This is a genomic window from Pyrobaculum sp. (assembly GCF_049971835.1).
In the GTDB taxonomy this organism is placed as follows: domain Archaea; phylum Thermoproteota; class Thermoprotei; order Thermoproteales; family Thermoproteaceae; genus Pyrobaculum.
The window spans coordinates 1-11,422 of sequence record NZ_JBMFKV010000058.1 but is presented as its reverse complement, the minus strand read 5'-3'; the positions used below and the strand labels follow the sequence as shown (position 1 = coordinate 11,422).

The window sequence follows — 11,422 nt, the reverse complement described above, 5'->3', positions numbered from 1 at the left end:
AGAGGGGGCCCTTGGCTACGTGCTTCGGGGGCTGTATCTGCATGGAGGAGCTCCGTTGCTCGAACTCCGGTGGCGTGTGCGCCGCTCCGTGTCCCGGTGGCGTTGGGTGTTGTTGCGCCTTTCCTAAGGCCGCAACCCCCGCTGGCGTAGACATTAGCCAGATCGTCGACTTGGTCGTGGGGCTCATACCGCTACTGCTCGTGATGGAGCTGGTCAAGAGCTTCCGCTCCTCTTAAAGGTAGCTTTTTTAACTAGCTCCAGCCTCGTGTCGTGGTCAGCGTCTCGTTCGAGCCGCTACTGATCACGGCGGTTTCGGACCGGGGGGAGGAGCTCTGGCACAGGGCTGTCCTCAGAGTCCGCGGCTACGCCGAGCGCCCGGCCACAGTGAAGGCCCTGGTGCAGTACAGCGACGGGACGACGCTCCCGCTTGAGGTAGACCTCACGTACCTCGGCGACTTCGACTTCTACATGCCTCTCAACCCGAGCGCCGTGTACAGGTCCGGGGCTACGTACGCGCCCCTGTCGGTTTCGTGGTTCGGAGAAGACGGGCGCCTCCTCGGCAGTAGGGCGTTTGACAGGTTGAGCGAGTCGGTGCCAGACTCGTACTTCGTAGAGTCGTCCGTGTCGTCTCTCCCTCCAGATCTAAACGACTTGTTGATACACTGCTTCTACGCGTCGCTGGACAAGAACGTCTACCCCGTGCTGAGGCCAGACGGGAGGTTCTACGTCCCGAGGATACCCAACCCCTACGCGCCCAACACGACGATATGTCAAGTGGCGGCTCAAGACTCGGCGCCGAGGCTGGCCACCTTCGAGGTGCAGTACAACAGCGGGAGGGGGGCCGACTTGACGTACCCCACGTCGTTCGACGAGCTCAGCTCGGTCATGGCAGTGTTGCTAGACCACCTCTCCTACTCCTCGCTCCTAGGCGACACTGGCGACTTCGAGCGCGACACGCGGTACCTAGGCTATGTGGTGCAGAACCCGTCGGTATACCAGAACGTCTACGACCTGGTCACCTCGTCGACGTCTGCAGACATGGAGCTGGCCTCAGCCGAGCTGGCCCAGCTAGCGGGGGCTGGCTCCGTCGTTTACCCCTCTTCTGGCTACGCCTCAGCCGCGGGCGTCGCTTCCTTGGCCGAGAAGGTAGGGGCCTTCCTCTCAAGAGCGGTGGGAAAGCCGATTAGAGTAGCCCTAGCCACTAAGGGGGGCAGGGTCGCTGAGCAGTTCTACGTCGTGGCTAGGGCTACCACCAAGGCGGCGCTCTCTGGCACGAAAAGGGCGCTCTCGTCTCTCTTCGCGTCTGCAAGCACCAGGTTTAGATCTCTAGCCACTAGCGTGTATAGAGCTGGGAAGTTCGCGGCTGGGGTTGGCCTCGCCTTCGGCGCGATGGCTATGGTGAGCAACTTGGCTACCTCCGTTGCCCAGACGAGCACTGCGAACGCGTGTATCGCAGTTACCGAGGCGCTCCAGAAGGCGCAGACGCCAGAGGAGAGGGCCGCCTTGGCCGAGGCGGCTAAAAAGATCTGCGGACAGCAGACGTACCAGCAAGACGATTTGTTTTCCCTCTTCTCTACTGTGGCTGTCATGCTCGTGCTGGTGGAGGTAGTCAAGAGCTTTAGAGAGCGCTGACCGCGTATCGAAACCATGTTTAACAGTTTTTTAAGCTTCTCAAGAAGTTGTGGTTATGAGTACGCAACCCATAACGGTGAACTTCTCGAAGCCAGCTGGCTACATACCCCCTGGCAGGACTGCGCTCTACGCAGCGACCGGTAGCGGTAGCCTGTCTGTGTACATCGGCAACGACGGCTCGCCAAACGTGACGCTCTACATAGAGCTTGACAACGCGATCAGCGACCCGATACCTGGCAACATAGGGACTGGGCAGTACCTGACGCTGACCTTCAACTCCTACCTGGTGATATACGCCGACAACCTCAGCTACACGCAGGAGCTCGCCCCCTCTATCGTGGTGACTGGCACCGTTACGCCACCCGCCCAGACCGGGCCACTCCAGACAGCCGCGCCAGCGTTCTTCGGCTTCGACCTCTCGTCGCTTCTAAACATGATGATACAGTTCATGTTCCTGGCGATGTTTATACGCATGATGAACTCGCTAATGTCCGCATTTAAGTAACCTCTTTTTTAACTAACAACTCCCTCTTTTCGTGAGTTTTCGGCTGTGTGAAGCGGTCTCGCAGTTCGACCTCCCGCACGTGAGAGTATACGTGTGTAGCGACGGGAGGTACGTCTACGCCCTCAGAGGAGAGGTGTGGGTCCGGGGGCTGACTGTGGAGAGCTGGAAGGGCATACCCGTACGCGCGTTGCTCGACGTCTACGCGTCTGCGCCAGCCACCGTGGTCCTGGCGGCTCAGTACGGGGACACCGCCAGGGCGGTCGCGCTCGACCTGCCAGCTGGCCCCTCCACGGTGTCTATAGCGCCAGCCTCCTCGCGCGGGGGGCGCCTGGTGAGGGTAGACGTATACGGGTACGACGGGGAGTTGCGGGCGAGCGCGACGCCAGCGGAGAGGCCGACGGGCCTGGAGCTGGAGGAGGTGTACGTAGCCACGGAAGACACGCCGCTGTCCGGCTTCGCGTTTTCTACGACAGAAGCGGCGTCTGTAGTCTCGCCGCTGGTCTCGGCGTCGTCGAGAGAGGCCCGGTTCGTGGCTATCAAGGGTGGCGTCGCGAGCGGGATAGTGGCTCAGAACAACAGGAGGTTCGCCTTCTTCACCGGCTCCCCCTCGAACGTGAGGTACGGCTTCCCCTACGTGGTGTCTACAGTGCCCGGGGGCGCCCCCGCTACGGCGGCTGGCCTCCTGGACCTCCTCACCTCGCTACCTGGCGCGGCGCTCTCCTTCTTCTCGGGCCTGGCGGGGCAGGTGCAGAAGGTCGGGGAGTTCCTCTGGAACAGCGGGGGCGCCCTCCTGAACGCGGTCTCCTCTAGCCTGCAGGCCATCGGCTCCACGCTGTCTGGCGTGGCGTACAGCGCCTACAAGTGGGCGACGGAGACCAGGGTACAGCTCGGGCCCTTCTCAGTCTCGGTACTCGACATCGGCCTGACCGTCGCCAGCGTGCTGGTCCCAGTAGGCGTCGCGGGGCTCGTGGCCAGGGGCGCGCTGGGCGCCCTCTCTGCCCTGGGCTTCACCGGGGCCGCGGCGGCGGTGGCGTCCCGGGTGGTCGGCGGCCTCGCGGGCGGCGCCGTGGCCTACGTCTTGGGTAAGGCCAGCGGGGAGGGCGACCTGGCCGCGGTCTACGACGCCGTAGCGACTTTCGCCCTCCCGTTCTTCAGCTCCGTCAAGGCGGTGGCGGCGGCGGTGGCTGGCGGCTTCCTCATCTCGTTCCTCGACAGGCCACCGGGCCAAGAGGAGCTGGGAGGCCAGGGGGAGGTCGAAAAAGCCGAGCTGGCGACTGGCAGGGCCCTGAACCAGATGTGCTTCGACCCGTACCTCTCCACGCTACCGGTCACCGAGTGCAAGAAGGCCCTCTCGGCGAGCTCCACTCCAATAGCCTCAATACTAGAGGTGAGGCCGCTCGCGGGGAGCGAAATCCTCAGCCCGTCCCCCACAGTGGCCGTGGCCAACTTCAGCAAGTCCAGTGGCGTGTTCGAGCTGGTTGTGCGCGTGGGGCTGGACACCGTATGGAGGGGCCAGGTCTACCTGCCAGCTGGCGGCACCACAGAAGTCCAGGTAGGCAACCTGAAGCCAGGCACCGTCACGATCTCCCTGCTCTACAACGGGGTGGAGGTGGACAGGAGGGTGTACAGGTACTCTGGCGGGGGCCAGCTGGACACAGACAAGCTAGCTACGCTAATCGCCCTAGCCGCGCTCGTCTCCGTTGTCAGCTCCATTAGCAGGAGGTAGCGGCTGTCTTTAGGGCCGCGGGCTAGAGGGGGTAGGCGGCGCAAAGCTTTTAGCCACTTCACGTATATAGGTGTGGTGTACAGCGACGAGTCGCTCAAGGCGATACTCTTCGAGTCCGGGTTCAGAGAGCTTGAGATCCGCTTCGACCCGTCTAGTGCCAACGTCGTGCGGTCGATCCTGGAGGCGATGTGTCTAGACTTCTTCATAGAGGGCGGGGTGGCGCACGGGTTCTGTAGCCTGACGGTGGTAAAGGCCCTCCTCTACGCGCTCGACAGCTTTGTGGTATGGAGCCACAAAAGATAACAGAAGGCGTAGCCTTCTGGTTCCCACGCCCGTCTGGCCTTGTGGCTACCGTAGGAGACGTAGCTATCTACGCCAAGAGGGAGGTCGCCACCGTCTCTACCCCGAGGTGTGTAGAGCACGTGAGATACTCGTACGGCATCGCTGTGGCGCGCGTGGGCCAGTGGCTCTGGGTCAACTCCTCCAGGTTCCTCCCCTCTTCGTGGGACGTCTTCCCCAGCTCGGCGTACTCAGTCCTCCACTTCCAGTCGTATGCACAGCTCATCGCCTCGTTGGGGGAGCTTGAGGGAGGGGAGGACTTCGACGTTGTTCTGGGATATAGAAGGCTTGGCGCCCCTGTCGCGATCGTCTTCGACGTGAAGCCAGAGCTCTACGCCAGGCTGTACGGCGTGAAGGTCTGCGAGAGGGGCAACAGATATATAGTAGTGACTACCGGGGACACATGCCCCCACCTAAGCTCGAAGACGTTGTTAGAATACTTGTTACTGCGAAGAGCTGTGAGGAGAAGATGGCTATGCTGAGGAGCCTGTTCTATGGACGTTAGGCAGTACCTCCTCACCCTGGCCCTCAACTACATGGCCGAGGAGGGGCTCCTGCAGGGCGAGGTGTACGTGTGGAACGCGCCTCCCCGCGGCGGGGCGCGGGAGGTGAGGCTGGGCGAGGAGGGGTGGCTGGGAACGCTCGTGCTGGTACAGCCGCTCTCCCACCCCTGCCCCGCCGAGTTGCTGACGTGGGCCAGGGACGTGGCGGACACGGTCGTCGCGATAGACGCCAGGGAGGTGTTCGACGCGTACAACATAGGGAGCTACTTCCCGATGGGCTTGGGGTTCTACAAGCTAGCCAGGGGGCTGGGCTTCGGGACCCTGGCCTTCGACCCGCTCTGGCAGTACGCCGTGTGGGTCGGCTCGCCAGGGAGGCCGGACATGGTCTCAGTCAGGCCATATACCGACCACGACGTCCAGGCCGTGCTGGACCGTCTGGCTAGCAGAGGGATAAAGGCCGTTCCTGTATCTGGCGCGGTCATGAGGGGGTACGCCATATGGGATGTAGACGTCGCTGTGAAGACCGACGACTGCGACTCGGTCCTCTCCGCCCTGAGGGACCTCGACATCGTAGTCGACGCCATCTGCTCCAACTTTCTGATCCTCAGAACCAAGTACGGGGTCGGGCGCAGGAGGTATAAGGTGCGGGTGGCGACTGAGTACGAGAGAAAACACTTTTCAACCGCCTTCATGTTAATGTCGTGAAGCTCCTGGTGGTGGACTACGAGGACAGCCTGGGGGGAAGAGAGGCGGCGTTCCAGTCCACGTGGGCAGAGGGGGTGAGGGAAAAGGCCAGACTGCCACTCACCGCAGAGGAGGGAGACCTGTTCGCCCCCCTTGAGGAGCCCAGCCATGTCGTCCTCACCGGTGGCGTGCAACTCAAGTCGCCCCTGCCCAGCGTAAGAGGAGTGGCTTTTCTAGACGGGGAGTGGTCTCTCTTCTCCTCCCTCTTCTCGTGGGACTGCTTCAAGAACGACAGGTCCCTGCGCACCGCCCTCGGAGCCTTGTACTACAAGTACATGTCCGCGATTTCGTGCAACGCCCCTTCCCAGATAGTGCTCGGCAACCTCTATGTAGCCGTTAGGCGGGGCTACGTAGCCAACAGGCGCTACCCGCGCCTCCTCTACCTAGATCTGCTCAGGCTAAGGGGGAAGGGCCTTTCTCCCCCCTTCGGAGAGCTCGACATAGCCTCGCTACTCTACCCCCACATAGGAATCGACACAGCCCCCTACATCTGCCTCCTGCTACACATCTACGAGCCCCAGTCGGTGTACTCAGACGACAGGGACCTCGCCTTCCTGGCGAGGCTCTGCGCCCCGAACGCCAGGGTATACTCAAACGAGCCCGACGGGGAAGTCGGAATAGAGAAGGGCGCTATGGCGGAGGTGAGCCTGGTTAGGGACATAAGGAACGCCTCGTGGGACGAGCAACTGGTGATATACATAGGGAGGACAGCCGGGACGAGGGGCGGCTTCTACAAATTCTACGCCCCTACGGCTAGCGTCTCGGTCTTCGTGAGGCGCGCCACGTGGGGCGGGAGGGAGCAAGGCAACGGAGTAAAGGGGAGGCAGAGAGAAAAATTTAAAAACTAGAGAGGTGACTTACTCATGGCGAGCGAAGAGGTGCTTCGCTATGTGTTAGGTATAGGGATACTCGGCGTGCTCGTTGGTGGCGGCTTCTTGCTGGGCTACCTAGTCTCCTACCTCTCGGTGCGGAGCGTAGAGGACATAAACAGGCAGATGAAGTGGTGGGTCAGTTTCGCCATCTGGGGCTTCGTCCTGGCGCTGATAGGCGCCATACTCGGCGGGCCGCTGACCTACATATCTGCCATCTTCTCTTTTGCTGGCGTCTTCTTCATAGGGCTGGGTATCGGCGGCATTACCGGGTCGATGGTGAGGCACATACAGCTGGTGGCGAAGCTACTCTCTAAATGAACAAGTTCGTCTTTTTTTCCGACACTCTAACATGTCAGACTTCTTTTGTACGCTTCCACGTATTTAAGAGGGGAAACACCATTAGGATACTGCTGATGAACGACTGTGGCACGTGGGAGAAGGAGGTAGCGCTTTCATGAATATTTCGCGGCTCCTGTGGCTTCTCTTCTCGCCTCTCCTACTTCTGTTTGTGTTTGTCTATGTGAGAGTGGTAGTGAAGAGGAGCAACCCCCTCGTCGGGCTTATCCTTCCGTTTTTCGCTGTGGTCCTATTCGCCATCTTCATCACTAGCAAAACCCACAGAGACTTGAAAGCGGCTGTTTGAGGTTTAGTTTTTTAAGCTAGCACGGAGTATGGACACATGCTGAGTAGTAAAGAGATGAAAAGGCTGGGGATTGTGGGGTACTTCGAAAAGCCAGACGGTACAGTCGTCTTGGTGGTGAAAGACCGCTCTCTGGTGGCCCTAGCAGTTTCTGAGGTGGAGAAGAAGACTGGAAGGAAGCACATCGAGGTGGAGGTTGGAGAAGTGCAACTGATGAGGCTAGACGATTTTTTTCGGCCATGGGGAGGTGAGAGGGGGATAATCTGCTCGCCTCCCCTCGGCGGGTACACGGCGCACCACTGCACTGGCCTGGACAACGAGGACCACAGCGGGAGGGTTGGGATTCTGTACAGCACGTATCTAGACAACGGCGAGGCGGTGAAGATAGTGAAGGACTACGTGTTCAAGCCAGGTGGCCCCCTGTGGTGGCTTGAGGTGTTGCTAGCGTTCTTAACAGGCAGAGACGTCAGCAACAGTTGCGACCTCGCTATTGTGGAGGACAAGCTGAAGACCGACAGGACGCCAGTGGGTATTCTCTTCGCCGGGACGTCTAACGGGAAGTACGCAGTGGCGTGCGATCTGTCGACAAAGCTAGGCGGGAGGAGCATTAGGGAGTTTAAGACGGTGTACGGATTAGTTGTGCACGTAGAGGTGGATGGCAGAGACGTCTCGTTCCTGGCGTATGGCAAGAGGAAGTACGAGGTACTCGGCAGGGGCTCGATATACGTGGCGGCGTTTGGCAGGCTGTACAAGTTCGAGCCAGTCTACTTCATGCAGGCCGAGCCAGCCGAGCTGTGCGACGTGAGGACTGGCAAATGCAAGACTGTGTACGAGTCGGCGCGTCCTGGCTACTCTGGCACGCCACTTTTCGCAGAGGAGGACTTCGTTTCTTAGTAAGGTAGAGTAACTGATATAAACCACCTCCCTTTTTTCTTAGTGCCGCAGATCTTTCTAGACGGGGCGCTCCTCACGCTACGGGAGTGGCAGAGAAAGTCTGGCGATGAGCTGGTAAATCTGATAAGTAGCAGGAAGCCACCTGCGGTTATCCTCAACGAGCCCCCGGGGAGTGGCAAGACTGTGACAGTCCTCTACGCCCTCGCCTCCCTTATGCAACGGGGCGAGTCGGCTGTCGTCCTCGTCCCCAACGTCCCTATCATATCGATGTGGACCAAGTACCGCGTAGTCGCCGACGACGGGAGTGAGATACCGGTAGTCGGGATATACGGAAAGCAGAGGTTCGTCTGTTGGCTCAACACAGAGCTCAGGGCAGACAGCCCCCAGGCCGTGTGCAACTTCAGGACAAGCACTGGCGAGAAGATATCTAAGTGCCGCTTCTACGCGCCCACGACTCACACCCCGACTCCACCTCTCCAGCCGCTCGGCTCGTACAGCACGTTCGGCGGTGGCAAGCTCTACGTCAACATAAACGTCGGCGGGGCGTGCGACTACTACCGCCAGTTCCAGCTGTACCTAAGCCCTGGCATATACGTCATGACCTACGAGAAGTTCCTCATCGAGATGGCCGTTGGGAGGCTCCCCAAGTTCAAGTACCTGGTGCTGGACGAGGTGGAGACAGCATTTGAGCAGATGCTCGTGAGGGTGGACGTGACGCCAGACCTCGTAAGAGAGATACTGAACTACTTGAAGGGGGCGGACTTCTCCGTGTACGAACAAGCGGACGCCCTCATTAGGGACATTGAGCGCGGCGCCCCGATTTCGATTAGCGTGTTTTCGCAACTGATCAGAGTGGCCACGGAGCGGGGCTACCAGCCGCCCTACGGCTTGCGGCTGGCGGAAAACGGGAGACAGCTGGGCAGGAGGGGCCACGTAGTCCTCTACGAGATGTACTTCTTCAAGGCGGTGAGGATGGCCACGGCGCTGGGCGCGTTTATAATAGGGCTCACGGGGACTCCGCTCGCGGAGTCCGACGTCTCTATGCTCTTCCCGAAGGCGCCAGTTGTGTCTAACCGCAGGCGCGCTCTTGGCAGGTACTACGTATACCTAGACGGACAGATCCCCGTCAAGGGCGTCTGGTTCAAGCACCCCAAGGCGTTCAGGCAGGAGGTCGAGGGCGTGTGTAGGAGGACTAGGGAGCTCATCGAGTTGGCACGCTCGATGAGGCTACCCGTCTTCGTCCCCGTCGTCTCCTACAGCGTCGTGAGGGAGTGCGGACTTGACAAAACGTACGGAGTGGACGAAGACGGTAGCCACATAGAGCAGTTTGCAAATGGCGAGAGGGACGTGTTGGTGTCGGCTAGGGCTAGCAGGGGTGTCCACTTCCCGCACAGGCGGATAGCTGTGGTGATTCCCAAATACCCGTTTCCAGACGTCTCGGACCCGCTCGTCTCCTACCTCCTCACGACGAGGTACAAGGACTACATCACGCTGGGCGCCAAGGCGGTGCTGTACCAGATACTCGGGAGGAACGTCACAAGCGACGAAAACGAGGTGCTGGTGCTCACGCCAGACAGCCGCGTTGTCGAGGAGGTCCTCTCGCTGAAGAGGAGCCTCGAAATAGACATAGTCGAGGTGAGGGGGAGGGACGTGGAGAGAGTCTTAGGAGCTGGCGAGTTGCGCGAGGGCGTTAAAGAGGACAAGTAGCGACACGAGCTCGCCCAGAGAGGGGACGTAGGTGTAGGAGTAGAGGTAGGACTTGGCGTCCTTCTCAACGCCATCTGAGTAGAGGCGCAGGGTCAGCTGTCCCCTCGTCTTCGGTAGCTTGAGCGTGAGCGCGACTGGCTTCCCGAACTTCACCACTGGCGTCAGCGACACCACTACGTTGTTCACCTCGGCGACTACGTAGACGTCTGAGCCGTCGCACGGAGTCACTGTCACGACTACTTCGTCTGTGACCAGAACCCCGCCACTTTTAGGCTCCACGCTGACTATAGAGCACACGTAGGGAGTACGCCCCTAGTTAAAAACTTTGGCCACACCCCCTCCCCTCCCCCCTCCGCCTCCGCACGCCTTGTCCAGCCTCTTCTACGGGGGGGATGTTTTATAAAGAGAAGTGGCATATCTACACATGTCAGCTCCAACAGCAACACCGGCGGCGGTAAGTATCGGAGAGGAGCTGGTCCCAGTCACAGTCAACGGGCGTACGGTGAGAGTACACAGGAAGGTGGCGGCTGGCGTCGACAAGTACAACGTCAAGGCGGGCTACATGGCCCAGAAGTGGAGGGCCAAGGTGACGTCCCCCGAGGCTGTGGAGAACTACAAGAGGCGTCTGCTCAGCTACGTGGAGGGCGCCCGGGCCGACGTGGTCGAGACAGCGGCCAGGGCCTACGCAACTGGCGTCCAGGCGTCTGTGGGCAAGTACGAGTCTGCCATTAGGGGCGCTGGCACCAAGTGGCTTGAGGGCTACATCAGGTGGCTCACTGGCTACTAAGGGCGTAGCTGGCCCGTTTTAACTAATCCCTTTTTTCTCCCTCCCTCCAAGTTTTTAAACTCCAGCCATACGCTTACCCATGGACCTGGTCTACCTCACCCTAGACGTAACCCCTCTGGCGGTGGCCGCCTTCGTCGCCGGGTTTGTAGTAGGCAAGTTCTTCCCCAGGATCTACGGCGCGTCTGCCCTAGCCGGGGCGGTACTGGGCGTCAACGCCGGGAGGTACGCCCTGGGCGGGCCCTACGACTGGACGGTATTCCCGTCCTTCGTCCTCTCCCTCTTCGCCGCCGGGGTGGCCATCGGCGGCTACCTTGAGCAGGGGCGCAGGCAGTTGGCGGAGGAGGTGGCCGCCCTCAGGGCGGAGCTCGCCGAGCTCAAGTCGCTACTGCGGAGGGAGGAGGGGAGGCATGAGTAGGCTAGCCGAGGCGGCCGTAGCCTTCCTCCTCATCTTCTCCTCGTTCTTCTTCGCGTTGCTCTACACGCACTACTGGGCACACGGGGCGTCTGGCCCCCCTCTGCCATCTGCAGTCTCTATCAGCGTGGTTGACCGTTGCAACAGCGGCAAGGCTGACATGGTGAAGAAGTTCTCAGAGTGGCTTATGGAGAAGTACCGCAACATGACTGGCGACTACCCTGCGCTGTGCCCCGGCTTCTACGTAGAGCTGGCGAAACTGCCGAGCGGCTACGCCGGCTTTGCGCACTTCTCGTACTCAGGCGGCAGGGCGTGCGTATCTCTGATACAGATAGCGTGCGACATGGACGAGTTCTCCACCAAAATGGCTCTGGCGCACGAGTTCGGCCACGCCATGCAGGCCACGTACCTCAGAGACGCCAGCTCGTTCAGCGGGTGGGTCGTCGAGGCGGTGCCCGAGGCGGCGGCCACCCACGTGATGGGCCAGGTGATGATTCAGATGCCATGGCACTCCTTCTGGTTCACCAAGGCGTACTACACAGAACAGCTGTACAAGCGCAACCCGTGGGACTGCAGACAGGGCAGTCCTAACTACTGCGAGTACAAGTACTCGGGCGCCGTTGGCTGGCTCTTCGAGCGCTACGGGTACAGGAGTATATAC

Annotated in this window: 16 protein-coding genes; 15 read left to right on the top strand and 1 reads right to left on the bottom strand. The window is 60.4% G+C overall.

The window, feature by feature from the left end:
- The 12 genes from ACP5J3_RS06625 to ACP5J3_RS06570 all read left to right on the top strand — a co-directional run.
- On the top strand, window positions 1-236 hold a 236-nt coding region (locus tag ACP5J3_RS06625; protein ID WP_428494953.1), incomplete at its 5' end, for a hypothetical protein.
- A 34-nt stretch (window positions 237-270) separates the two neighbouring features.
- Window positions 271-1,632 carry a hypothetical protein gene (locus tag ACP5J3_RS06620; RefSeq protein WP_428494952.1) on the top strand — a complete coding sequence of 454 codons (1,362 nt, stop codon included), beginning with the start codon at window positions 271-273 and terminating at the stop codon, window positions 1,630-1,632.
- Window positions 1,633-1,687: 55 nt separating this feature from the next.
- A complete protein-coding gene (locus ACP5J3_RS06615; protein ID WP_428494951.1) occupies window positions 1,688-2,137 on the top strand; it encodes a hypothetical protein in 450 nt (149 codons plus the stop codon).
- Window positions 2,138-2,168: 31 nt separating this feature from the next.
- Window positions 2,169-3,863, top strand: a complete 1,695-nt coding sequence (locus ACP5J3_RS06610; RefSeq protein WP_428494950.1) for a hypothetical protein — start codon at window positions 2,169-2,171, stop codon at window positions 3,861-3,863.
- 72 nt (window positions 3,864-3,935) lie between these two features.
- Window positions 3,936-4,166 (top strand): hypothetical protein, encoded by a 231-nt coding sequence (locus ACP5J3_RS06605; RefSeq protein WP_428494949.1) that lies wholly within the window; start codon window positions 3,936-3,938, stop codon window positions 4,164-4,166.
- Window positions 4,148-4,684, top strand: coding sequence for a hypothetical protein (locus ACP5J3_RS06600; protein ID WP_428494948.1), 537 nt, complete (start codon window positions 4,148-4,150; stop codon window positions 4,682-4,684). The genes ACP5J3_RS06605 and ACP5J3_RS06600 overlap by 19 nt, the downstream gene beginning before the upstream one ends.
- A gap of 12 nt (window positions 4,685-4,696) precedes the next feature.
- The gene (locus ACP5J3_RS06595; RefSeq protein ID WP_428494947.1) at window positions 4,697-5,410 is read left to right on the top strand and encodes a hypothetical protein; all 714 of its coding nucleotides are present in this window, start codon (window positions 4,697-4,699) and stop codon (window positions 5,408-5,410) included.
- A complete protein-coding gene (locus tag ACP5J3_RS06590; protein ID WP_428494946.1) occupies window positions 5,407-6,297 on the top strand; it encodes a hypothetical protein in 891 nt (296 codons plus the stop codon). Before ACP5J3_RS06595 ends, ACP5J3_RS06590 begins: the two co-directional genes overlap by 4 nt.
- Window positions 6,298-6,312: 15 nt before the next feature.
- On the top strand, window positions 6,313-6,639 hold the full coding sequence (locus ACP5J3_RS06585) for a hypothetical protein (RefSeq protein WP_428494945.1): 327 nt from the start codon (window positions 6,313-6,315) through the stop codon (window positions 6,637-6,639).
- 136 nt (window positions 6,640-6,775) lie between these two features.
- On the top strand, window positions 6,776-6,964 hold the full coding sequence (locus ACP5J3_RS06580; protein ID WP_428494944.1) for a hypothetical protein: 189 nt from the start codon (window positions 6,776-6,778) through the stop codon (window positions 6,962-6,964).
- 36 nt (window positions 6,965-7,000) lie between these two features.
- Window positions 7,001-7,855, top strand: a complete 855-nt coding sequence (locus tag ACP5J3_RS06575; protein ID WP_428494943.1) for a hypothetical protein — start codon at window positions 7,001-7,003, stop codon at window positions 7,853-7,855.
- 42 nt (window positions 7,856-7,897) lie between these two features.
- The gene (locus ACP5J3_RS06570) at window positions 7,898-9,562 is read left to right on the top strand and encodes a DEAD/DEAH box helicase family protein (RefSeq protein WP_428494942.1); all 1,665 of its coding nucleotides are present in this window, start codon (window positions 7,898-7,900) and stop codon (window positions 9,560-9,562) included.
- Here the strand turns inward: ACP5J3_RS06570 and ACP5J3_RS06565 are convergent.
- Window positions 9,518-9,859: a hypothetical protein gene (locus tag ACP5J3_RS06565; protein ID WP_428494941.1), complete on the bottom strand. Its 342-nt coding sequence runs from the start codon at window positions 9,857-9,859 to the stop codon at window positions 9,518-9,520. The two genes, ACP5J3_RS06570 and ACP5J3_RS06565, sit on opposite strands and share 45 nt — an antisense overlap.
- A 127-nt stretch (window positions 9,860-9,986) precedes the next feature.
- Here ACP5J3_RS06565 and ACP5J3_RS06560 point away from each other — a divergent pair, with 127 nt between their 5' ends.
- The 3 genes from ACP5J3_RS06560 to ACP5J3_RS06550 form a co-directional block, all read left to right on the top strand.
- A complete protein-coding gene (locus ACP5J3_RS06560; RefSeq protein ID WP_428494940.1) occupies window positions 9,987-10,349 on the top strand; it encodes a hypothetical protein in 363 nt (120 codons plus the stop codon).
- Between the two features lie 79 nt (window positions 10,350-10,428).
- Window positions 10,429-10,764 (top strand): hypothetical protein, encoded by a 336-nt coding sequence (locus tag ACP5J3_RS06555; protein WP_428494939.1) that lies wholly within the window; start codon window positions 10,429-10,431, stop codon window positions 10,762-10,764.
- Window positions 10,757-11,422: hypothetical protein (locus ACP5J3_RS06550; protein ID WP_428494938.1), on the top strand; the 666-nt coding region annotated here is incomplete at its 3' end. The genes ACP5J3_RS06555 and ACP5J3_RS06550, both read left to right, overlap by 8 nt.

What these genes read in the sequence shown, in the direction of transcription:
- ACP5J3_RS06585 (WP_428494945.1), top strand. Translation starts at nt 6,313, where the DNA reads ATGGCGAGCGAAGAGGTGCTTCGCTATGTGTTAGGTATAGGGATACTC.
- ACP5J3_RS06615 (WP_428494951.1), top strand. Translation starts at nt 1,688, where the DNA reads ATGAGTACGCAACCCATAACGGTGAACTTCTCGAAGCCAGCTGGCTAC.
- ACP5J3_RS06575 (WP_428494943.1), top strand. Translation starts at nt 7,001, where the DNA reads ATGCTGAGTAGTAAAGAGATGAAAAGGCTGGGGATTGTGGGGTACTTC.
- ACP5J3_RS06595 (WP_428494947.1), top strand. Translation starts at nt 4,697, where the DNA reads ATGGACGTTAGGCAGTACCTCCTCACCCTGGCCCTCAACTACATGGCC.
- ACP5J3_RS06600 (WP_428494948.1), top strand. Translation starts at nt 4,148, where the DNA reads ATGGAGCCACAAAAGATAACAGAAGGCGTAGCCTTCTGGTTCCCACGC.
- ACP5J3_RS06580 (WP_428494944.1), top strand. Translation starts at nt 6,776, where the DNA reads ATGAATATTTCGCGGCTCCTGTGGCTTCTCTTCTCGCCTCTCCTACTT.
- ACP5J3_RS06555 (WP_428494939.1), top strand. Translation starts at nt 10,429, where the DNA reads ATGGACCTGGTCTACCTCACCCTAGACGTAACCCCTCTGGCGGTGGCC.
- ACP5J3_RS06560 (WP_428494940.1), top strand. Translation starts at nt 9,987, where the DNA reads ATGTCAGCTCCAACAGCAACACCGGCGGCGGTAAGTATCGGAGAGGAG.